This is a genomic window from Bacillus sp. FSL K6-0972, from assembly GCF_037976035.1.
Classification (GTDB): Bacteria; Bacillota; Bacilli; order Bacillales; family Bacillaceae; genus Bacillus; species Bacillus haynesii.
In genome coordinates this window covers 258,486-280,219 of the sequence record NZ_CP150260.1, presented here as the reverse complement: position 1 = coordinate 280,219, position 21,734 = coordinate 258,486, and the positions used below count along the sequence as shown (strand labels likewise).

Annotated in this window: 20 protein-coding genes; 8 read left to right on the top strand and 12 right to left on the bottom strand. The window is 46.2% G+C overall.

From position 1 onward, the window contains the following. Positions 1 to 72: 72 nt before the first annotated feature. The 9 genes from MKX80_RS01600 to bla form a co-directional block, all read right to left on the bottom strand. On the bottom strand, positions 73 to 786 hold the full coding sequence (locus MKX80_RS01600) for a FadR/GntR family transcriptional regulator (protein WP_003178602.1): 714 nt from the start codon (positions 784 to 786) through the stop codon (positions 73 to 75). A gap of 94 nt (positions 787 to 880) precedes the next feature. Beyond that, on the bottom strand, positions 881 to 2,248 hold the full coding sequence (gudD, locus tag MKX80_RS01595; protein ID WP_268328820.1) for a glucarate dehydratase: 1,368 nt from the start codon (positions 2,246 to 2,248) through the stop codon (positions 881 to 883). 37 nt (positions 2,249 to 2,285) lie between these two features. Further along, the gene (locus tag MKX80_RS01590) at positions 2,286 to 3,662 is read right to left on the bottom strand and encodes an MFS transporter (protein WP_154999470.1); all 1,377 of its coding nucleotides are present in this window, start codon (positions 3,660 to 3,662) and stop codon (positions 2,286 to 2,288) included. A 40-nt stretch (positions 3,663 to 3,702) separates the two neighbouring features. Next, a complete protein-coding gene (gucD, locus tag MKX80_RS01585; protein WP_268328819.1) occupies positions 3,703 to 5,169 on the bottom strand; it encodes an alpha-ketoglutaric semialdehyde dehydrogenase GucD in 1,467 nt (488 codons plus the stop codon). Positions 5,170 to 5,189: 20 nt separating this feature from the next. Next, the gene (gene kdgD / locus MKX80_RS01580; protein ID WP_182069463.1) at positions 5,190 to 6,116 is read right to left on the bottom strand and encodes a 5-dehydro-4-deoxyglucarate dehydratase; all 927 of its coding nucleotides are present in this window, start codon (positions 6,114 to 6,116) and stop codon (positions 5,190 to 5,192) included. A gap of 194 nt (positions 6,117 to 6,310) precedes the next feature. Then, positions 6,311 to 7,045 carry a twin-arginine translocase subunit TatC gene (tatC, locus tag MKX80_RS01575; protein WP_154999400.1) on the bottom strand — a complete coding sequence of 245 codons (735 nt, stop codon included), beginning with the start codon at positions 7,043 to 7,045 and terminating at the stop codon, positions 6,311 to 6,313. 86 nt (positions 7,046 to 7,131) lie between these two features. Next, entirely contained in the window at positions 7,132 to 7,329 is a 198-nt protein-coding gene (locus MKX80_RS01570; RefSeq protein ID WP_154999399.1) for a twin-arginine translocase TatA/TatE family subunit, read from the bottom strand. 21 nt (positions 7,330 to 7,350) lie between these two features. Next, positions 7,351 to 9,102: an alkaline phosphatase gene (locus MKX80_RS01565; protein WP_268342556.1), complete on the bottom strand. Its 1,752-nt coding sequence runs from the start codon at positions 9,100 to 9,102 to the stop codon at positions 7,351 to 7,353. A gap of 342 nt (positions 9,103 to 9,444) precedes the next feature. Then, positions 9,445 to 10,380 carry a class A beta-lactamase gene (gene bla, locus MKX80_RS01560; RefSeq protein WP_154999397.1) on the bottom strand — a complete coding sequence of 312 codons (936 nt, stop codon included), beginning with the start codon at positions 10,378 to 10,380 and terminating at the stop codon, positions 9,445 to 9,447. 480 nt (positions 10,381 to 10,860) lie between these two features. On the opposite strand from bla, the gene MKX80_RS01555 reads away from it, so the two are divergent. From MKX80_RS01555 to MKX80_RS01545, 3 genes are all read left to right on the top strand, one after another. Next, a complete protein-coding gene (locus MKX80_RS01555; protein WP_075753647.1) occupies positions 10,861 to 11,247 on the top strand; it encodes a BlaI/MecI/CopY family transcriptional regulator in 387 nt (128 codons plus the stop codon). 1 nt (position 11,248) lies between these two features. After that, the gene (locus tag MKX80_RS01550; RefSeq protein ID WP_268342555.1) at positions 11,249 to 13,054 is read left to right on the top strand and encodes a BlaR1 family beta-lactam sensor/signal transducer; all 1,806 of its coding nucleotides are present in this window, start codon (positions 11,249 to 11,251) and stop codon (positions 13,052 to 13,054) included. Positions 13,055 to 13,147: 93 nt separating this feature from the next. Beyond that, complete coding sequence (locus MKX80_RS01545; protein WP_154999395.1) at positions 13,148 to 13,684, top strand: GNAT family protein; 537 nt, start codon at positions 13,148 to 13,150, stop codon at positions 13,682 to 13,684. 42 nt (positions 13,685 to 13,726) lie between these two features. On the opposite strand, the gene MKX80_RS01540 is transcribed toward MKX80_RS01545, so the two are convergent. Both MKX80_RS01540 and MKX80_RS01535 read right to left on the bottom strand, forming a co-directional pair. Next, positions 13,727 to 14,662, bottom strand: a complete 936-nt coding sequence (locus MKX80_RS01540; RefSeq protein ID WP_154999394.1) for a response regulator — start codon at positions 14,660 to 14,662, stop codon at positions 13,727 to 13,729. A gap of 6 nt (positions 14,663 to 14,668) precedes the next feature. Continuing rightward, the gene (locus MKX80_RS01535) at positions 14,669 to 15,997 is read right to left on the bottom strand and encodes a sensor histidine kinase (protein WP_326849648.1); all 1,329 of its coding nucleotides are present in this window, start codon (positions 15,995 to 15,997) and stop codon (positions 14,669 to 14,671) included. Between the two features lie 388 nt (positions 15,998 to 16,385). Between MKX80_RS01535 and MKX80_RS01530 the strand changes: the two genes are divergently transcribed. The 3 genes from MKX80_RS01530 to MKX80_RS01520 all read left to right on the top strand — a co-directional run bounded on the left by MKX80_RS01530 (position 16,386) and on the right by MKX80_RS01520 (position 19,367). After that, positions 16,386 to 17,369 carry a glutaminase gene (locus tag MKX80_RS01530; protein ID WP_154999392.1) on the top strand — a complete coding sequence of 328 codons (984 nt, stop codon included), beginning with the start codon at positions 16,386 to 16,388 and terminating at the stop codon, positions 17,367 to 17,369. Positions 17,370 to 17,393: 24 nt separating this feature from the next. Further along, complete coding sequence (locus MKX80_RS01525; RefSeq protein WP_182069471.1) at positions 17,394 to 18,824, top strand: alanine/glycine:cation symporter family protein; 1,431 nt, start codon at positions 17,394 to 17,396, stop codon at positions 18,822 to 18,824. A 144-nt stretch (positions 18,825 to 18,968) separates the two neighbouring features. Continuing rightward, entirely contained in the window at positions 18,969 to 19,367 is a 399-nt protein-coding gene (locus MKX80_RS01520) for a DUF2809 domain-containing protein (RefSeq protein ID WP_268293111.1), read from the top strand. Positions 19,368 to 19,825: 458 nt separating this feature from the next. On the opposite strand, the gene MKX80_RS01515 is transcribed toward MKX80_RS01520, so the two are convergent. Continuing rightward, entirely contained in the window at positions 19,826 to 20,044 is a 219-nt protein-coding gene (locus MKX80_RS01515; protein WP_154999389.1) for a hypothetical protein, read from the bottom strand. Positions 20,045 to 20,306: 262 nt separating this feature from the next. On the opposite strand from MKX80_RS01515, the gene MKX80_RS01510 reads away from it, so the two are divergent. Together MKX80_RS01510 and MKX80_RS01505 are read left to right on the top strand one after the other, a co-directional pair. Beyond that, entirely contained in the window at positions 20,307 to 21,017 is a 711-nt protein-coding gene (locus MKX80_RS01510) for a carbonic anhydrase (RefSeq protein ID WP_216930647.1), read from the top strand. Beyond that, positions 21,005 to 21,727: a DUF421 domain-containing protein gene (locus MKX80_RS01505; protein ID WP_154999387.1), complete on the top strand. Its 723-nt coding sequence runs from the start codon at positions 21,005 to 21,007 to the stop codon at positions 21,725 to 21,727. The genes MKX80_RS01510 and MKX80_RS01505 overlap by 13 nt, the downstream gene beginning before the upstream one ends. Positions 21,728 to 21,734 lie beyond the last annotated feature (7 nt).

The window sequence follows — 21,734 nt, the reverse complement described above, 5'->3', positions numbered from 1 at the left end:
CCCTTTTCGATCAGCGCCTTTCCGCGGCCCTTCTCCCGCCGCGGCACATGTTAGAAAGCGCTGTCAAACAATTTAATGATTGTTTTTTTCATCACGAAGACCATTCAGTATTTTGTCACGTACAAATTTTAAATGCTCATACATATGGTGATAGGCTTGATATGGGTCCCTTTGTTGAAGGGCTTTCAAAATATTCGTATGATATTCGACAGTCCGGTCCCTTTCCCTGTATGGAATCTGGCTGTCGATTTTGGCGTGTGTGATCAAGAGTGATTGAATCATGCCTTCCAGCACCGGGTTGTTTGCGCTCAAAGCGATAATCCGGTGAAATTCCTTATCCGCTTCTCCATAATGATTATCTGTGCTGTTTGCAATGATATCGATCGTTTCCTGCAGCCTTTCGAGCTGACTGTCATTGATCTTTTCTGCGGCGATCGTGACAAGCCCGAGTTCAAGTGCCATCCTCGCTTCAATAATGGCCGGCAAATTATCGACCGCCAAAGCCAGCATGACAGAAAACGGCTGGATGCCGATTTTATCATTAAAATACGTGCCGTCTCGGGTTTTTCTTTTAATAATTCCGAGCGTTTCGAGTGATATTAAAGCTTCGCGGAGAACGGGTCTGCTGACATTTAGCTTTTCCATGAGCTCGATCTCCGTCGGCAGTTTGTCCCCCGGTTTCAATTGGCCGCTTGATAATAAATGGACGATTCGTTCAACAACCTGTTTTGCCAATGTCTTGCGATTGACTGATTCGACCTGCAATGTTTCCATATCTTCTTCCACGACTGTGGGCCCCCTTTCAGTTGTTCATATTGTAAGACAAAATATCGCGTATGACAATGTCGGCTAGGGGCCTCTCAAACCGCTGTTTCAGCAATTATCGAACAAGACAAGGGCGTTTAGGGTCGAAACGCCAATTTTCAATCAAAAACTGCATGGCAACGGCATCATTCCGCTCGCCTGCTGTCATTCTCTCAAACAGCTCATTTGCTTTTTCCACCTGTTCCATATCGATTTCAATGCCGAGCCCTGGCTGATCAGGAACTTGGACATATCCGTCAGCGATTGAAAAAGGCTGTTTTGTCAGACGCTGTCCATCCTGCCAAATCCAATGCGTATCAATCGCCGTGATGTCACCCGGAGCTGCTGCGGCAACGTGAGTGAACATAGCCAGTGAGACGTCAAAATGGTTATTGGAGTGAGAGCCCCATGTCAGCCCCCATTCATGGCACATTTGAGCAACGCGGACGGATCCCTGCATCGTCCAGAAATGCGGGTCTGCAAGCGGTATATCAACGGCGTGCAGTTGTATCGCATGCCCCATTTGCCGCCAGTCTGTGGCAATCATATTCGTCGCTGTCGGAATGCCTGTCGCACGGCGGAATTCGGCCATGATTTCCCTCCCCGAGTATCCGGCTTCCGCTCCGCAAGGGTCTTCCGCGTAGGCGAGCACATCCCGCTTTCCCTTACAAAGCGCAATCGCTTCTTCCAATGACCACGCGCCATTCGGGTCAAGTGTGATTCTCGCTTCAGGAAACCGCTTCGCTAAAGCGGATGCCGCCTCGATTTCTTCCTCTCCCGAGAGGACGCCGCCTTTCAATTTAAAATCGTGAAAACCGTATTGTTCTTGAGCTGCTTCAGCAAGACGGACGATCGCTCCGGGTGTTAACGCTTCTTCACGGCGGAGGCGGAACCAGTCGTCACTTGCCTCTTGTTCACTGATATAGGGAAGCGTCGTCCGCTTTCGGTCGCCGATGTAAAACAAATAGCCGAGCATCTTCACTTTTTCCCGCTGCTGGCCTTCCCCCAACAGCGCCGCCACAGGGACGCCGAGAAATTTCCCGAGCAAATCGAGCAAAGCTGCTTCCAATGCAGTCACTGCGTGTATCGTCGTCCGCTGGTCAAAAGTCTGCACCCCGCGTCCTCCGGCATCCCGGTCTTTAAACTGACTCCTGACAGACTGCAAAATCGATTGAACAGCGCCGAGCGGCCGATCAATAACAAGCGGCTTCGCCTGCTCAAGCGTCTGGCGGATCCGATCGCCGCCCGGGACTTCGCCGACGCCGAGAGCACCTGATGAATCTTTTAAAATCACGATATTCCGTGTGAAAAAGGGGCCGTGAGCTCCGCTCAAATTCAAAAGCATGCTGTCGTGCCCTGCCACGGGTATGACCTGCATATCAGCAATAGACGGTGTTTGCGATGCTTTCTCCTCTTTTACCTGCTGATGGATGTTTGTATTCATATCGATTTAGCCTCCCTCTTGTTAAAGCGCTTACATTTTACATGGATAAAGTGGTGTCTGCAGGGTCTCCCTCTTTCTGCAGTTCGATGCGCTTGATCGGCCCGACGAGAAACAGATAGCTTAATACCGCGGCAATCGCGTTGGCGCCGACAAAAACAAGCGCTCCGTTAAATGAGCCTGTCGCATTCACGATATATCCGATGATAATGGGCGTCGTAATGGACGCAATATTTCCAAAGGTATTGAAGATGCCGCCGCTCAAGCCGGCACACTCCTTTGGCGAGGTATCTGACACAACCGCCCAGCCCAGCGCGCCGAATCCTTTTCCGAAAAAGGCAAGCGACATGATGGAGATGACCAGCCAAGACGAATCTGCATAGTTGCATACGATCATCGAGCAGGACATCAGCATTCCAAGGATGATCGGCGTTTTTCTGGCAACCGTTATGGAGCAGCCCTTTTTCAGAAGGTAATCTGACACGAACCCGCCCAGCAACCCTCCTAAAAATCCGCAGATTGCAGGAAGCGATGCGACAAAACCCGCTTCAAGGATCGACATGCCGCGCGCCTGAACGAGATAGACCGGAAACCATGTCAGAAAGAAATAGGTCAACGTTGTGATGCAGTATTGGGCGATATACACCCCGAGCAGCATCCGGCTTCTTAAAAGCTGCTTAATGTAAGGCCATTGCGACTCCTTTTCTTTCTTTTCCGCGTTCTTTCCCTCATCCATCGAGACAAGCGCGCCGCCTTCTTCGATGTACGCCAGTTCGGCGGCATTCATTCTCGGATGTTTTTTTGGTTCGTAAATCGTTTTCAGCCAAATAAACGACATCGCGATCCCTAGAGCACCCATAATCACAAAAACCGTATGCCAGTTGAAAGAGTGGGCGAGCCACCCCATCAGCGGCGAAAAAATGACAAGTGCAAAGTACTGCGCCGAGTTGAAGATCGCCGACGCTGTTCCGCGTTCAGAACTTGGAAACCAGGAAGCCACCACCCGGCCGTTGCCCGGAAAGGACGGCGCTTCTGACAGACCGACGAGAAATCGGAGCGCAAATAAAAGGATAACGGCCGTTCCCGCGGCGAAAAAGCCCAGCGTCCCCTGCAAAAGTGTAAACAATGACCAAAAGAAGATGCTGGCAGCAATGACGATTTTCGACCCAAAACGGTCGAGCAGCCAGCCTCCGGGGATTTGGCCGACAACATACGCCCAGCCAAATGCGGAAAAGACATACCCCATCGCCACCGAACTTAGCCCAAGCTCATGCTGCACAGAATCGCCGACGATCGAGAGTGTCGCACGGTCGGCATAATTAATGGATGTGACGAGAAACAGCATAGACACGACAAACCAGCGGACAGAACTTCTTTTCCCCGCGGTATGGGGGGAGGCTGCACGATTTTTTTTCATAGCATCTTCTCCTTTATTCATTTGTACCGAAACGGCTAATTTACGGTTTGACAAATACCGTTTTTACGGCTGTAAAAAATTCTTTGGCTGCCTCTCCCTGTTCCCGTGAATGCGAGCTCGATTGTTTAACGCCTCCGAATGGCGCCTGCAGTTCGACACCGGCGCTTTCGGCGTTGACGCGAATGAGCCCCGCTTCGATTTCATCTATGAATGACAGCATCCGCCCAATGTTTTGCGTAAAAATGGAGGCGCTCAGGCCGAATTTGACGTCATTGGCCGTCTCCAAAGCTTCCTCAAGTGTATCCGCCTTGATTAAAGCGATGACCGGGCCGAAAATTTCTTCTTGAGCAATCGTCATGCCGGAAGTGACGTTGTCAAAAATGGCCGGCCTGATATAATAGCCGTTTTCGTATTTCCCATCTGCCAGCCTCTCGCCGCCGAAAATGAGGTCCGCGCCTTCTTGCTTTCCTTTTTCAATATAGGACAGACAGTTATCAAGCTGCTGTTTATTCGCAATCGGTCCCATCCAGACATCTTCTTTTAAGCTGTCGCCAATTGTAATCTCTTTTGTCTGTTGAAGCAGCTTTTCTTTAAACCGGTCATAAACGCCGTTTAAGACGATGACGCGGCTTGTCGCCGTACACTTTTGGCCTGTCGATCGGAACGCTCCGCTGATGACCGCTTCAACCGCAATATCAAGGTCGGCGTCATCCGCTACGATCACCGGGTTTTTGCCGCCCATCTCAAGCTGGTACTTCGCCCCTCTTTCAAATGCCGTCCGGCCGATAATTTTTCCTGTTTGATTCGATCCTGTGAACGTAATTCCGTTCACATCCGGGTGCTCGGCAAGCCTTTGGCCGGCCGATGATCCCGGTCCTGTCACCGCATTGACCACGCCTGACGGAATCCCTGCTTCTTCAAAGCACGAGATAACCTTAAGACAGGTGACTGCGGTTTCCGTAGCCGGCTTAATGACAACCGTATTTCCATAGATAAGAGCAGGCGCCATTTTCCAAATCGGGATGGCAACAGGGAAATTCCACGGCGAGATGACGCCGACGACGCCGAGCGGCACCCTGTCGGTGTACATAAAAGCGGATGAATCGGTCGACGGAATCACATCACCTGTTTTTCGCAGCCCCTCTCCGGCATAGTATCTGAGAATCGCGATTCCCCGTGCTGTTTCTCCTTTCGCTTCAGGCAGTGTTTTGCCCATTTCACGCGTCGCACATTCGGCAATTTCATCGAGGCGCTGTTCCATGATGTCAGCGGCCTTGTAAAGGAATTGACCGCGCTCCGCACCCGACAGCTTTCTCCACGCCTTCTTGGCCTGCTTGGCCGCTTCAACCGCCCGGTCTACATCCTCAATCGAAGATTTTTGGACAAGCCCGACGATATCCCGTGTATCTGCCGGGTTCAAGCTCTGTTCCATCCCGCCCGATTCGGCCTTCATCCAGCGGCCGTTGATAAAGTTAAAATACGTTTTATTTTCAGCTGCAACAGACATCTTCAAGTTCCTCCTTTTGTTTATAGGGCAGCGGTCGTTTTCGGATAACGCGCCATCGCGTTTTTCAGAATGTTTTCGAGCTGCCGGCAATGTTCTTTTTCCACCGGAACGATCGGCGGTCTCGCCGTGTTTTTCACATGAAGCCCCATGATTTCCATGCCGGCTTTGATCAAGGACACGGCATAGCCTTTCCGAAGTTTGCGGATCTCGTTGATCGGCATGATGACATGCTCATAAATCTCTTTGACAAGCTGGTCGTTACCGTTTAATAATGCCTCATAAAACATTCTGGAAATATGGGGAATATAATTGGATATCGCCGAAGAATACGAGGTAAAGCCAATCGGAGCATAGGCCGGCATCGTGACTTCAGCCATCGGCATTCCGTTGAGCCAGCCCAGCCTGTCTCCTATCGTATATGACAAACTGATATTCAATGCCATATCCCCTATGCCGTCTTTGAGTCCGACAAGCTGCTCGAGATCGGTCAGCCGCTGAATCTGTTCAAGCGTCAAAACCGCATTGTCTCGCTGATAAATGATGGCATTTAAATCCGTGCTTTCAATGATTGTTTTCGTGTACTGATAGAGGCCTTCCTGCTCTCCGTGTATCAAGTACGGCGGGAGAATCAAATAGCCGTCGGCCCCTTTTTCTTCGGAAATCCGCGCCCATTCCAAAGCAGTGCTTAAGTTGCCGCCCACTCCTGTGTAAACAGGCACCTTCCCGCCTGCCGCCGAGACGGCAATTTCGACCATTTGCTCATATTCCTTTGTGCTGAGAGACTGAAATTCTCCTGAGCCACAAGCGATAAAAACCGCCTCAAGCCCCTCATCCAATAAAAAGCGGATGTTTTCGTAAAGTGCTTCTTCCTCCAGTTTTCCTTCCCCGTTGAAGGGTGCCACCGGGAAACCCAATATGCCTTCCGGCGCCTTCCGTAATTGACTCATCTCCGTCATCCCCCTGTCGTTCATTTCCTGAGAAAGCGTTGTCATTTGGCTAAAATGCGATGTCTCTGTTTTAGAAAATCCCTCCATTCATCTTTTTGTTTAATTGTAAGACAAATAAACAAATTGTCAATATCATTATTTTCTGATTTTTTTCATTTCAAGCAAAAAAAAGAGACTGAAGACACAGTCCGTCTTCAGCCTTGAGCCTCAGCCCCTTGTTGTGCAGCTGTTTTTTTCCGGTAGATAAACGCTGATAAAGAGATGCTTAATTCGTATAATACAAGCAGCGGGACGATCACCAGCACATCCGAGATAAAATCGGGCGGCGTGATCACAACTGATACGACGATCAGCGCAAAATAAGAAATTTTTCTCATTTTACTGAGCTTGGCCGGATTTAAAATCCCGAGGCTCGTTAAAAACATCACGACGAGGGGCATTTCGAACAAAAACCCGAATGGCAGTGTGAGGTTCATCATAAAGCGAAAATAATGCTCCGCCGTAAACATCGTTTGAAAATGGCCGGCAGATAAGCCGATCAAAAACTGAAGAACGAGCGGAAAGAGCACAAAATAGCCGAATACAATCCCCAAAATAAAAAAAATGAACAGTCCCGGTATATAAAATAATGCCGTCCTCCGTTCGTGGTCGGTCAGCGCAGGCGCCACAAACCGCCATGTCTGAAAAGCAGCCACCGGTATGGTGGCAGCGATCGCCAGCACCCCCGCAATCATCATATAAACCCAAAGAATATCCCCCGGCCCCAGTACAGCAAGCTTTTCATCAAGGTCTCTGATCAGCCAGTCATAGATGTCCTGAACAAACAAAAAGCCGGTGATGAGAAACAGAATAAACGTAAGAAGCGTTTTAATGATTCGCTGGCGCAGTTCTTCAAGATGGGCAATCAAATGTGTTTCCCTTTTTTTCACCTTCGCCTTCCTCCCCTTCGCATGTTAAACAGAAAAAAGAACAGACGGGTTTACCCGCCCGCTCTATTGATCATCTTGCCGATGGATCAGCTTTGCTTTTTCGCATTAGGCTCCTGTCCGATCTCATTGTCATCGGCAGATACTAAAGACTTTGTCGCGCTTTTGAATTCGGTCAGCGTTTTTCCAAAAGCCCGGCCGATTTCCGGGAGCTTTGAAGGCCCGAAAATGATCAGCGCAATCACCAGAACCAGAATGAGACCCGGAATACCGATATTTGAAAGCATTTGCTGTCATCCTTTCATTGATTACTGGGTTACCTTTTTATCCTTTTGCTTCACTTGCTTCTGATGGGCTCTTGTATGTGCGAGGAAGCGGTCTTCTTCGACTTCGTTAGACTTCTTCACGCCTCCAGGCACAATGTTGGAAGCGGTCCGTTTCAGCCCTGTGTAGTCTTTATGATAAACATAGGAAGCTCTTGTCGAAACCGCTGCACCCGGCTCGGTCACATATGGGACGACGCGGTAATCTGTCCGCCATTCTTCCGGTGTGACCGTACAGCGCACATAGCCGCGGTAATCATTGAAAAACTTAATATGAGGATTGTTCGATAAAATCTTATCCGTGTCTGCTCTTTTATCAGCGCCGTTTCCTCCCGATGTAATCGACGTCCCGACGAATTCTACGCCGAAGATGTCCGATTTCGGATTGTCAAAATCAACGAGCAGATTATTTGCCCAGCTGGCATGCACATCACCGGTGAGGACGACGATGTTGTTCAGTTTTTGAGATTTGATGAAATCGATCACCCGCTTGCGCTGAGCAGGATATCCGTCCCATGAATCCATGCTGTAAATCGGCGCTACGCTTGTCCCAAAGTTCCATTGCGCAAAGAAAATCTGCTGAGCAATGATGTTCCAATGCGCCTCGGAACGACTCAGATTGTCAAACAGCCAAGCCTCCTGTTCCGCTCCAAGCAGCGTCCGCTTCGGATCGTTCGATTCATCAGAAGGAGGCTTATTGCCATCTCCATTGGCTTGGTCATCGCGATACTGACGGGTATCCAGCACGCTAATGTCAGCCAAATTGCCGTAGGAAAAATTCCGGTACAATTGCATATCAGGACCGTTCGGCAGGGATTTGCGGCGGAGCGGCATATGCTCGTAATAAGCTTGGTATGCAGCGGCTCGCCGTTTAATAAACGCTTCAACTGACTGGCCTTTTTCAGGGATGACATTCGCATAGTTGTTCTCCACTTCATGGTCGTCCCATGTGACAACCCACGGGAAGGCGGCATGCGCGGCTTTCAAATTTGCATCTGAACGGTATTGGGCATGGCGGTTTCGGTAATCAAGCAGCGACATGATTTCAGGACCGCTGTGTGTTCTCACATTGCCTGTTTTCGAAACGTATTCATTCGGACCGTACTCATAAATATAGTCGCCGAGATGAAAAACAAGATCGAGCTTTTCCTTCGCCATATGCTGATATGCGGTATAATAGCCATGTTCGTACTGCTGGCATGAAGCAAAAGCGAATGTGAATTTAGCAACATCTGCCCCGGGTGCCGGAAGCGTCTTTGTCTTGCCGACAGGGCTCAGCTGGTTGCCGCATTTAAAGCGGTAATAATACACATGATTCGGTTTCAGTCCGGATACCTCGGCATGTACTGAATGTGCAAGGTGCGGTGTCGCTTTTTCGGTTCCCCGTTTGACGATTCGGCGGAAGCGTTCGTCTTCTGCGAGCTCCCATTTCACAGATACAGCTTCATTTGGCATCCCGCCACCGTTTAGCGGATCGGGCGCCAGCCTTGTCCACAACACGACGCTGTCAGAAAGCGGATCTCCCGATGCAACGCCAAGTGTAAACGGATACTCCGAGAATGTCGGTGCTGCATTGACTTCCATTGCCCCCATCGATTGCGCGATCGCAAGTCCGAGCGAAAGCCCGGCTATTTTGCCGGCCCCTTGAATAAAGCGGCGGCGGTCAAACGTATTGTCCTTGAGGCTTTCCTCGCTCAGCTTTTTCATCCATTCCTCCAGCGGTCCTTCATGTGTCATTCGTATTACCCCTCTCTATACAAATGATTGATCGGGTTCTATTATAGGCAGAGTTTATTAACGATCTGTAAAGTATTGTAAATAGGAAAAGAAACGCGATACATGGTCCATCAAGTCACACTACCGATAGATGTGTCGAATTTTGTCACAAATCAACCCATTCGCCTATGATTTCGACAAAAACCCGGTCGTTTCCCGCAGACCGATTCTCCCGTTTTTCTTCACATGATCTTTAAAGAGAGAAAACAAAAAAAGCCCACACCATTGCCAGACAATGATATGAGCTTGATCAGCAAGTGACTTTATGTAAGATGATGTTTTAACACAATTTATTGCAATGTTTTATTTGCCGTTCTTGTTTAAGGCTTTGATTACCACCTTTGTTGCTGCTGCAATAAGCTTATCATCATACTTGGCATCCTTTTTATCCCGGCTGGATAATACTGCAAGAACGACAGGATCTCCTTTTGGCGGCCAAATGATGGCAATGTCATTCCGGGTTCCATATGATCCCGCTCCAGTTTTATCAGCCACTTCCCAATCTTCCGGCACACCGGCGCGGATTAAGGCATCCCCAGTCGTATTTCGTTTCATCCAATCGATTAAAAGCTCGCGTTTTTCACTTGGAAGTTGTTTATCTTCAAGAGCAAAAGCTTGAAGGCTTGTCGCAAGTGCTCTTGCTGTACTGGTATCTTGAGTTTCTCCCGGATTCACTTCATTTAACTCTGGTTCGTATCGTTCGGGATTTGTAACTTCATCACCAAGCTTCCTCAGTTCCTTTTTCAAACTTTCAGGCCCGCCAATTTGTTTAAGAATGAGATTCTGTGCCGCATTATCACTATATCGAATCGAAGCATCTGCAAGCTCTTTAAGCGTCATTCCCGTATCAACATGCTTTTCCGTAATGGGGTTGTAGTTTACGAGATCATCACGTGTATATGTTATTCTCTGGTTCAGATCTTCTATTGATTTCTGTTGTAAAAGCACGCCTACGGTTAAAACCTTAATCGTCGATGCAAAAGCAAAACGCTCATCCGGACGATGCGTTATCGTTTGGTTTGTACCTGTATCTAATGCAAAGATCCCGAGTTTTGCATCAAATTGTTCCTCAAGTTTTGCAAAATCATCTTTCATCTCCGTCTTTTCATTCTTCTCGGCAGATTGTGAGGCATTCGAGTTATTGTCATTGCATCCGACAAGGGCTACACATGAGACAAGCAACAAGGGGGCAACTTTTTTCAGTTTTAAAGTGCCGAAAATTGTTTTCCATAATTTCATCAAAATCGTCTCCTTTGTAACGAATATCTTATTTATAGAAACCACTCGTGCAGTTAAGCATTTCAAGCAAATTTTGACCTACATTTATTCGTTGAAGCCCCATTTCTGCTTGCTTTTCAACATCAGCTTCTACAACCTCGTGCTATCTCGATAATCCCCCCCTTTTTTTCAATTGGAGCGTGTTCAACTTCGAATTTTGATGTTTAAACATCAAATCTTACAAATGTAGTCTTTGAAAGTATTACACATGTAAGTTTTAATTGCAACAGTTTTTTATGAAAGTGCTAGCCTTTAAAAGATGATTAAAAATGAAAGACAGGTTCGATGAAGAGCAGTAGAGGGAGTTGCCATATTTACAAAACGCTAACAAGATGCTTTTGTGATTCGATGTGAGGTTGTGGGCAATATGCACTTCATTGACTTCTTAAAATGGCAAACCTATAATGAGAGTATTACATTTGTAAGTATAGGATGATGGAAATGAAAAAAATACCTCAAATCTCTGATGCGGAATTAGAAGTGATGAAAGTCATTTGGAAGCATTCTTCGATCAATACCAATGAGGTGATTAAAGAGTTATCCAAAACCAGTGAATGGAGCCCTAAAACCATTCAAACCATGCTGCTGCGCCTCATTAAAAAAGGAGCATTAAACCACCATAAAGAAGGACGGGTTTTCGTTTATACTCCAAATATAGACGAAAGTGATTATATAGAGGTTAAGAGTCACAGTTTTTTAAACCGGTTTTATAATGGCACCCTTAATTCGATGGTATTAAACTTTTTGGAGAATGATCAGCTGTCAGGTGAAGAAATTAATGAGTTGTATCAAATATTAGAAGAACATAAGAACAGAAAGAAGGAATGAAATGAGCAGTTCTTTCTTTATTCCCTTTTTGGTTAGTCAAATTCTATTGTCTTTGTTTTTTTCTATCATCATACTCTTTAAAAAACTGCTGAAGTCTCAAATCACTGTAGGCACCCACTATCATATTAGCGTGATTTCCCTTTTGGCATTGATCGCTCCTTTTATCCCCTTTCATTTTCTAAAAAGCCATCATTTTGACTGGATTCTGAACTTAGGGGGAGCTCATTCAGCATTTTCTCAAACCCATTCCACAGATCATGCGACAGAAGCAATTGGCCAACATGCAAACTGGGTGCAGGACTTTTCGATATCGATTGAACAATCGTCTTTCAAAATGATAGATTCAGCCTTTTTCGCAGTTTGGATATTGGGTATTGCTGTTATGCTTATAGCTACTCTTTATAGCAATCTAAAAATCGGCAAAATAAAAAAGAGCCTGCAAATTGTTAACAGTAAAGAGCTATTAACCCTTTTTAACACATGTAAAGAGGAAATACGCTTTCATCAAAAAGTCATTTTGGGCCGTTCCCCATTGATAAAATCCCCCATTACATTCGGGGTCATTCGTCCATATATTATCTTGCCAAAAGATATTTCAATGTTTTCTGCCGACGAAATAAAATGTGTTTTGCTTCATGAACTGTACCATTGCAAACGAAAGGATATGCTCATCAACTATTTTCTTTGCCTGTTGAAAATCGTCTATTGGTTTAATCCCCTCGTTTGGTATTTATCAAAGGAAGCGAAAACGGAGATGGAGATTTCTTGCGACTTTGCCGTATTAAAAACGCTTGATAAAAAATTACATCTCAAATATGGTGAGGTGATTTTAAAATTCACTTCACTTAAGCAAAGAACATCATCTTTGTTAGCCGCTTCTGAATTCAGCAGCTCATACAAACATATCAAAAGACGGATTGTCACAGTTGTCAACTTCCAGGCGGCATCGCCTTTGCTAAAGGTGAAAAGTGCCGTAGTGTTCGCCCTTGTCCTTGGGATCATGTTAGCTGGTACTCCTTCTGTGTCTATATTGGCCATGCAACAAGAAACACGCTTTTTACCCGGCACGAATGTAGAATACGAAGATTACAGCACCTTTTTTGATAAATTCTCAGCCTCAGGGGGCTTTGTCCTGTTGGATTCTAGTAGGAAAAAGTATACAATATACAATAGGAAAGAAAGCACCTCCAGATTCGCACCTGCTTCCACATACAAGGTGTTTAGCGCATTGCTCGCACTGGAATCCGGAATCATCACGAAGAACCATTCTCACATGACTTGGGACGGGACTCAATATCCGTATAAAGAATGGAATCAAGACCAGGATTTATTCTCTGCGATGAGCAGCTCCGCAACATGGTATTTTCAAAAACTGGACCGGCAAATTGGGGAGGATCATTTACGTCATTATCTCAAATCTATACATTATGGAAATGAGGATTTTTCAGACCCGGCTCATTATTGGCTGGATGGCTCTCTTCAAATTTCCCCTCTTGAACAGGTCAATATATTAAAAAAGTTTTATGATAACGAATTTGATTTTAAACAGTCTAATATTCAAACTGTGAAAGATTCGATACGTTTAGAAGAATCAAATGGCAGAGTTTTATCCGGTAAAACCGGAACATCGGTTATCAACGGAGAACTTCATGCCGGCTGGTTTGTCGGATATGTAGAAACTGCCGATAATACTTTTTTCTTTGCTGTTCATATTCAAGGTGAAAAACAGGCTGCCGGAAGCTCTGCTGCCGAGATTGCACTTTCCATTTTGGATAAAAAAGGGATTTATCCATCCGCTTCCCGATAACAGTTACATTTTATTCTATGAACATGAATGATGCGCAGATCGATGAATGGTCCTTTCACCTTCCTAAATAAAACGGAACTTGGAGGCAAGATCATGGAAACCCTTTATACAGAAAGATTGACTTTGAGAAAAATGGAATTGGAGGATGCAGATGTCCTCTGTCAATACTGGTCAGATCCGGAAGTCACAAAGTATATGAATATCACGCCTTTTACAGACGTCTCCCAAGCGCGGGACATGATCCAAATGATCAATGATTTAAGCCTTGAAGGGCAGGCGAACCGCTTTTCGATCGTTGTAAAAGAAACGGATGAAGTCATCGGGACGTGCGGCTTTAATATGATCGACCAGGAAAACAGCAGAGCTGAAATCGGCTATGACTTAGGGAGAAATCATTGGGGAAAAGGCTTTGCTTCCGAAGCTGTTAAAAAGCTGATCGACTACGGCTTTACAACCTTGAACCTCAACCGAATCGAAGCGAAGGTAGAGCCTGAAAACACGCCTTCAATCAAACTCCTCAACTCGTTATCCTTTCAAAAGGAAGGACTGTTAAGAGAATACGAGAAAGCAAAAGGAAAGCTGATTGACGTATACATGTTTTCACTGCTGAAAAGAGAATACGCTGGATAACCGGCAGGCAGAAGAGCTTCCTCTAAGGTGAGGAAGCTCTTTTCAACCCATTTTCCCGGTGCTTTCACTCAACCGCTTGGCTTCCAAAAAGAAAACCTGAATGAATTTTTTCGTGTTGACGCGGGCGGACGGCAAGGCGGCGGCAGAGTCTTTCTGCAGCTCTTTCATTTTTTTGCTGATGACGGTAAAGTCAAAAAACCGGGACGCATAGCTTTCAAACCGCGGATTTGAAAAGTCTGTTAAACCGAGTGATGCGAAATGGTTTAGCGAATGGCTGACCGCCCGCCGTATTCGCTGCTCAGACGCTTTAACCTCCCTGTTGATCTCTACGGGTGAAGCAGCCGGCCCGAGCTTTTGCTCGGCAATCTGATGAAAAATCTGTTTGAGCGGCGGAAAGTCCTTTTCATATAATGAGGTCTGTTCATCATCAAACAAATACTGAAGGATGGCGATTAAATCCTGGGACCCGCTCTCCCCGACGATTCCGAGTTCAGAAAGGAGAAATTCGCCTGTTTCCTGAATACTTTTTTCCCTAAAGCCGTTTTTTCGTCCGCTGCCGAGACTCACAAGCCGGTTCAGCGAAGATTGTATATCATGGATCGACCTTTCCAGCTCAATGCGCTCCTTGACTTTTTGAATGACGTTCAAGATTTCAATGCGGTTAATCGGTTTATGTATATAATATTCAATCCCCAGGGAGTAGGCTTCACCGATCATTTCCTTCGATTCCACCTGGGAAATCATGATGATCTTCCCTGAGAAAGCTCCATGCAAATGACGAACCGTCTCAATTCCGTCGCGGAGCGGCATTAAAAGATCGACAAATAAAATATCAATTTGCTGCAAATTCAGGACGTGGCCTTCCAAATCGCAGCCGTCTTCCGCTTCTCCGGCCACTTCACCCAAATCTTCGTCTTCAATGATTTGTTTTAAAATTGATCGCACAGCACGGTCATCATCTGCAATAAAAAAACGCACAGGTCTTCACCCTTTCTGAATCAATTGTTGGACCGGAAGTCTGATCGTAAACACAACACCGCTTGCATCATTCCGAAATCGAATGCTCCCTCCGAGCTCCTCGACAGTTTCCTTCACATAAGACAGACCGATTCCGGTTGAAGGAGTTCCGAATTCATCATATTTTGATGTGTACCCCGGCTCAAATACCACATCCCCGACTTTCTCGGGAATGCCCGGTCCGTCATCTTCTACGCGGCATTCCAGCATGTCATCGCTGCGCCTATAGAGGCTGAGGCGGATGGAGCCCTGCTTTTGAATCGCTTCCACCGCATTCGCCATAATATTATTAATCACGGATAATACGGTATACACGTGGTATTTCGGATGTTCTCCGTCTATCGAATAATGAAAGTCAATGTCTTTTTCGAGCGATTCTGCATACTTTCGATTAATGCCGGTCACAAGCCGGACCAGATCTTCTGCAGCCATGTAGTCTCTGAAGCTTTCTTTTGAAATTAATTTTGAAAGTCCGGCGAAAATGCGCTGATTGTCTTTTTTGACCTCGTGGATTTCACCGGCGAGGCGCAGCACTTTCTGGCTGATTTGCCGGACGGAGGAATTGTTATCGCTCTGTCTATTTAAAAGCCTGTACAGCTGATAGGACTCGTTCGTAATCTCTTCAGTATTCTTCAACGTCTTTTTCAAATGAACGGTTTCTTCATATAAGTTTGAAACGATCATCAGCATGTGCTCATTTTGTTCGCGGATCTGCTTTTCCCGCGATTGCGTTTCATACAGCTTCATGACATTAAAAAAGCTCAGCACAATAAAGCTGTGGGAAAAAGCAATCGCCATCATGTCGCGGATCTTTCCCGGGGTAACGGTAGACTCGAACATCATATATTGAACAGCCAGTTCGGCTCCATCGGCAATCAGTTCGATTCCGAAACCCAGAAACCCGATGTAGAGCGGGCGAAATTGAAATCGTTTCACTTTTGCCAAGTAGAATAGAAACGCATATGTGAAATAAAAGAAAAAAGTCGGATAATGGTGGTAAAAGGATGACAGCCAATCGATCTGTCCCGGGCCGAATGCATCAAGCAGCACCCGAAATCCGACGACAGCCGCCCCCGTTAAAAAGCCGGACAGCACAGCCGGCACATTCCGCAGCAGCAGCAAAAGAAAAAAGAAAGTCGGAACGCCGAAGCTGACCCGGAAGGTCTCGTTGAGCGGATAAAACTTCAGCTCTCCTGCCAGCGGCACCGTTAACATCATCACTGTTAAGATATAGCCGTCTTTTTTTACAAGCCGGGCCGCCTTTTTTATCACACTTCCCCAATTTCTACCCATCATGCTGATCCTCCATTACAAACGTGTTGCTTTATTTTGACGTTAATCACACGTTATCCGCAACTCCCATTTTACCCACAGTCGATTTGATTTTTAAATCAATCGGCTTATTTTTTAATTATTTTTGTCGCTTTTTGTAGGTTTATGTAGGTTCCATTATAAATTGAATGTATATTTTCTCTATTTGAAAACGCTTATATTTTCCCGCAACTCACTCCCTTGTGCAATCCAAACCCCTTTTTCCCAGGAAAGAACAGGCTTTAAAACAACATGTGCGGCACAGGCTTATACCCCTTTGCCTTCTGCCGCCATGCCCAAATCACCGCTTTTTAGAGCCTCGTATTTTTTCAGTAAACCTGCAGCTTAATCAGGTCAGATTGGAGGAATTTCGATGAATGAAGTATTGGAAGAACGCTATGACGCCCTTTTCTGGCAATCCCGCCTTGAAGATTTGGTCGAACATTACCGTCCTTTTTCCTCAAGCGGGCGCAACGCCGAATACATTCCGGCTTTAGGAAAAATCGACTCTAACCAGCTCGGCATCTGTGTGATCGGTTCTGATCACACGATGATCAAAGCAGGAAATTGGGACGTATCATTCACACTCCAGAGCATCTCAAAGGTGATCAGCTTTATCGCAGCGTGTTTGACGAAAGGGATTTCTTACGTATTAGACCGTGTTGATGTAGAACCGACGGGAGACGCGTTCAATTCAATCATCCGCCTTGAAATGCACAAGCCGGGAAAGCCGTTTAACCCGATGATCAACGCCGGAGCGCTGACCGTTGCGTCGATCCTTCCCGGTATATCGGCACTGGAAAAAATGGAGTCGCTTCATGACGTCATTGAAAAAATGATTGGAAAACGGCTTGAGATCAATGAAGAAGTATTTCGGTCAGAGTGGCAAACCGCCCATCGGAACAGAGCATTGGCCCATTATTTAAAGGAAACCGGCTTCCTCGAAGCAGACGTCGAAGAAACGCTTGAAGTTTATCTGAAGCAATGCTCCATGGAAGGAAGCACTGAAGACATCGCCTTGATCGGCATGATTCTCGCAAATGACGGATATCATCCTCTCCGCCGTGAGCAGGTGATTCCGAAGGATGTCGCCAGGCTGACAAAAGCTTTAATGCTGACGTGCGGAATGTACAATGCTTCAGGAAAATTCGCGGCCTTTGTCGGCATTCCGGCAAAAAGCGGCGTCTCCGGCGGAATCATGTGCGCGGTGCCTGCCAGCATGAAAAGGGAACAGCCTTTTCAGCATGGATGCGGCATCGGCATCTACGGCCCAGCGATTGACGATTACGGCAACAGCATGACGGGCGGAATGCTTTTAAAACATATAGCCCGTGAATGGGATCTCAGTATTTTTTAAAATCATAAAAAAAGAGGTGAAAGCATGCAGCAATTCCTTCAAGAAGTCATTGGTGTCACAAATGATTTTCTTTGGTCAAAACTATTGATAATTATGCTTCTTGCTTCGGGACTGTTTTTTACTTTTAAATCGAAGTTCTTTCAAGTTCGCTTGCTGAAAGAGATGTTCCGGGTTTTAAAGGAAGGGACGCCCGACAAAAACGGAATCTCGCCTTTTCAGGCATTTTGCATCAGCATGGCCGCGAGAGTAGGTACAGGAAATATTACGGGGATTGCGATCGCCATTGCCTTGGGCGGACCCGGCGCTATCTTTTGGATGTGGATCATCGCCATCATCGGTTCGGCGTCAAGCTTTGTCGAAAGCACGCTGGCGCAAATTTATAAAATAAAGGATAAAGACGGCTTCCGCGGCGGTCCTGCTTACTATATGGAAAAGGGTTTGAAAAAACGCTGGATGGGTGCGCTGTTTGCCGTCTTGATCACATTGTCCTTCGGAATCGTGTTTAACGCGGTCCAGTCCAATACGATAACGGTCGCTTTTGAAAACTCATTCGGCACAGACCGTCTCACACTGGGGATCATCATTACGATTGCTTTCGGCATCATTACCTTCGGCGGTATCAAACGGATCGCCAAGCTGTCCGAATATATTGTCGTATTTCTCGCCGTCTTATATATCGGCGTCGCCGTTTTCGTCATGCTGATGAACATTACGAAACTGCCGGACGTCATCTCTTTAATTATCGGTCATGCGTTTGGCCTTGAACAAGCGGCAGGCGGAGCCATCGGCGCGGCCCTGATGAACGGAATCAAACGCGGCCTCTTCTCGAATGAAGCCGGGATGGGCAGCGCGCCGAATGCCGCCGCCGCAGCGACCACGAGCCATCCTGTCAAACAGGGCCTTGTTCAGGCTTTAGGGGTTTTTACGAGCACTTTGGTGATTTGTTCAAGCACGGCTTTTATCATATTGTTTTCCGATGCGTATCAAGAACCGGGGCTGAGCGGAATCGAGTTGACGCAAGCGTCGCTCAGCACGCACATCGGAGCATGGGCCTCAGGCTTTCTCGCCATTATGGTGTTCCTGTTTTCTTTCAGCACCTTGATCGGAAACTACTACTACGGAGAGACGAATATTGAATTCCTGCACACGAACAAAGCATGGCTCTTCATTTACAGAATCTGTGTGCTTGCGATGGTCATCTTCGGATCGGTATCAAAAGTCCAGCTTGTGTGGGACCTCGCCGATTTGTTCATGGGATTGATGGTCATCGTCAACCTGATTGCGATTTTCCTGCTGTCAAAAGTGGCATTTGCCGCCTTGAAAGACTATGTGAAACAGCGCAAAGCGGGCAAAGACCCGGTCTTTTATAAAGATGTTCTTGAAAACCATGAAGGCGTCGAATGCTGGGAGCACTCCGGCACCGAACAAAAAGCCGAAAGCAAAAATGCGATATAACACGAAAAGCCGCCGGGTACGGCGGCTTTTTTATCGTTCATTTAAACCGGCTTCACGCCCAAAATAATAAAACGTATTTCCCCTTGTATCCGTCATATCTCCGAAGATTTACTTAACCTACTTTGGCAGAAACGGGGTTCAGCCATGAATATGAAAAGAAGCCGTATCAGCCGGCTTGCGCTGACATTCGCAGCGATGGCGGCGGGGCTTGCTTCAAGGAAGACGGCCGATATGCTGCCGGACTTTGTGAATACCTATTTAGGGGATGCGCTGTGGGCGCTGATGATTTTCTTCGGCGCAGGCTTTCTGTTCAAAAACGCGAAGACCGCTTCCGTGGCGCTGATTGCGCTGGTGTTTTGTTTTTTGATTGAATGCAGCCAGCTGTATCACGCTCCATGGATTGACCATATGAGAGCCGCTCCGCTCGGAGGACTCATTCTCGGTTACGGATTTTTGTGGAGCGATTTATTGGCTTATGTGCTCGGCGTTTCCGCAGGCGCCGCGGGCGAAATGCTGTTCCGCAAACGAAAAAGACAGCTGTAACACTGTCTTTTTGGGGAATATTTACACACTTGGATTTTGAGTCTTTATACAGTTTAAAACAAACATAGCAAGTCCGATAATAAGAAAGATGGGTCCAATGAGTAAAGCACGATACAGGCCGTCATTTCCTGTATTCGGCAGCGGGTTGCCTCCTGTTTTTTCGACATGTCCAGTGTCTCTATCCTTTTTGGCAGGAGGAGCTGCGGTATTTGTCTCTTCCTTATGATTCTCTACCGCATGCTTTACGATTTGCCCATCTTTTTTGATTTCAAATTCGAATGTCCCCTTATTTAAAATAAAATCCCTTCGGGGCAATCGTTTCCGTGTGTTTGTCAAAACGGGCGATCCCGTTTTCATCGGTTTTTCTCCTTGCAATTTCCGCGCCTTTTTCGTTATGACTGTTGCAATAATAAAGAGCCGGCTGCAGAAGAGGAAGCATTTCAGATGCGCCGGTAACATTATACGTTAAGCTGTATGATAACGGTTACTAATGCAGCCAACATAAAAAGAATGATAATGGCGAAATAAGTCCACAGGATGGCCGTGAAGGGGTTGAGCGGCCTTTTTGTACTCTCTTCCCACTTTACGTTTTTACGGTTATTGGATTTGAGCTGTGCCAGCTGAAATATATTTAAAAACACAGATATAACTAATGCAACTGCCAAAGATAGATTCAAAGTTTCAACCTCCCTTAAAATAGAGCTCTGGCGAGGAGTCAGCCAGGGCAAGCCTGACCGTAAATTTCCTCCTCAAAATGAATCATTTCCTCTGTTTCTTCAGAGCTGAAAAAGGTAATCGTCTTGAAAACATATTCCATTGCTTTATTAGCCGTTGTCTCCCCCTTATCCTCTTTTTTAGTTTCAGACCGCCGCCCCGTCTAATTTCTTAAATAAATATCCGTTTTTTAGACAGACTACCTGAATAAAGGAGGCAGGTCATATGAAATTAAGCAACAAACTCATCCTCGGATTAACGGTTTCGTCACTCGCTGGGAAGTTTCTTGAAAAGTTGCTGATCCAAGACAATGTCAGCCCCAATATTACCGCATCATTTAATCAAGAAGCAGATATACCGGATATTGATGCGTCCTCATACATCCATCATTTTGCCTCGGTCATCGGCAGTGTGGTCATCGGGCGCAACGTTTTCATCGGGCCTTTCTCTTCGATCAGGGGAGACGTGGGATTGAAAATCTTCATCAGCCATGATTGCAATATCCAGGACGGAGTTGTCTTGCACGGATTGAAAAACTATGAATACAACAGCCCTGTTACTGAACATTCCGTATTTAAGGATCGTGAATCGTATTCCATTTACATAGACGAGAAAGTGTCACTTGCCCCGCAATGTCAAATTCACGGTCCTGTACGAATTGACAAAAATGTTTTTGTCGGGATGCAAAGCCTTATTTTTGATGCCTATATCCAAGAGGATACGGTGATCGAACCGGGAGCAAAAGTAATCGGTGTTACAATTCCCCCAAAACGATTTGTTTCGGCGGGGCGTGTGATTTCAAACCAGGAGGATGCCAACCGGCTTCCTGAAATAACTGATTCTTACCCATATCATGATCTCAACTCCAAAATGACGGCCGTCAACCTTGAATTGGCAAAAGGCTACAAAAAGGAAGAAAGACAATGGAAACTATGAAAGAAATTTTGGTTGTCTACGGGCGAATCATCACCATCCTTCCGCTTTTATTAATTGTCACATTGTTTATGGGAAAACGTTCAATCGGGGAAATGCCTGTGTTTGATTTTTTAATCATTATTACATTGGGGGCCGTCGTCGGAGCGGATATAGCCGATCCGAGGATTGAACATTTGCATACCGCCGCTGCGGTGGCTGCGATTGCCCTATTGCAAAGACTCGCTTCAAAAATCATGATCAAAAACAGAACACTGGGACGTCTGATTACATTTGAACCGACCATCGTCATCAAAAACGGAACGTTTATCGTCGGCAACTTGAAACGAATCAGATATTCGGTGGATAATATTCTGCAAATGCTTCGGGAAAAAGATGTTTTCAATGTCAGCGATGTAGAAATGGCGTTTGTAGAAGCGAACGGAAATTTAACGGTATACAAAAAGCCAAATAAAATGGAAGTCACGGCTGAAGATATGGGGATTCAAAAAAGCAGCGGCGAATTTTCATATCCGGTAATCGTTGACGGGAAAGTGTACACGTCTGTCCTTCACCAATTGAATGTAACGGAAAGCTGGCTCAAAAACCAGCTGAAGAAGAAAGGGCTTGAACGAATGAATGAAATCTTTTTCGCTTCGATTAATCAAAACCATGAACTGCATGTTTCGCTCGATAATGAAACGACGAAAATTGAGCCGGAGCTTTTGCATTAAAAAGCTC

Bases quoted from the DNA above. Each gene is read 5' to 3' on its own strand.
- gudD (WP_268328820.1), bottom strand. From the start codon at position 2,248: ATGAATACAAACATCCATCAGCAGGTAAAAGAGGAGAAAGCATCGCAA.
- MKX80_RS01590 (WP_154999470.1), bottom strand. From the start codon at position 3,662: ATGAAAAAAAATCGTGCAGCCTCCCCCCATACCGCGGGGAAAAGAAGT.
- gucD (WP_268328819.1), bottom strand. From the start codon at position 5,169: ATGTCTGTTGCAGCTGAAAATAAAACGTATTTTAACTTTATCAACGGC.
- kdgD (WP_182069463.1), bottom strand. From the start codon at position 6,116: ATGAGTCAATTACGGAAGGCGCCGGAAGGCATATTGGGTTTCCCGGTG.
- MKX80_RS01570 (WP_154999399.1), bottom strand. From the start codon at position 7,329: ATGCTTTCAAATATCGGTATTCCGGGTCTCATTCTGGTTCTGGTGATT.
- MKX80_RS01565 (WP_268342556.1), bottom strand. From the start codon at position 9,102: ATGACACATGAAGGACCGCTGGAGGAATGGATGAAAAAGCTGAGCGAG.
- bla (WP_154999397.1), bottom strand. From the start codon at position 10,380: ATGAAATTATGGAAAACAATTTTCGGCACTTTAAAACTGAAAAAAGTT.
- MKX80_RS01555 (WP_075753647.1), top strand. From the start codon at position 10,861: ATGAAAAAAATACCTCAAATCTCTGATGCGGAATTAGAAGTGATGAAA.
- MKX80_RS01550 (WP_268342555.1), top strand. From the start codon at position 11,249: ATGAGCAGTTCTTTCTTTATTCCCTTTTTGGTTAGTCAAATTCTATTG.
- MKX80_RS01545 (WP_154999395.1), top strand. From the start codon at position 13,148: ATGGAAACCCTTTATACAGAAAGATTGACTTTGAGAAAAATGGAATTG.
- MKX80_RS01535 (WP_326849648.1), bottom strand. From the start codon at position 15,997: ATGATGGGTAGAAATTGGGGAAGTGTGATAAAAAAGGCGGCCCGGCTT.
- MKX80_RS01530 (WP_154999392.1), top strand. From the start codon at position 16,386: ATGAATGAAGTATTGGAAGAACGCTATGACGCCCTTTTCTGGCAATCC.
- MKX80_RS01525 (WP_182069471.1), top strand. From the start codon at position 17,394: ATGCAGCAATTCCTTCAAGAAGTCATTGGTGTCACAAATGATTTTCTT.
- MKX80_RS01520 (WP_268293111.1), top strand. From the start codon at position 18,969: ATGAATATGAAAAGAAGCCGTATCAGCCGGCTTGCGCTGACATTCGCA.
- MKX80_RS01510 (WP_216930647.1), top strand. From the start codon at position 20,307: ATGAAATTAAGCAACAAACTCATCCTCGGATTAACGGTTTCGTCACTC.
- MKX80_RS01505 (WP_154999387.1), top strand. From the start codon at position 21,005: ATGGAAACTATGAAAGAAATTTTGGTTGTCTACGGGCGAATCATCACC.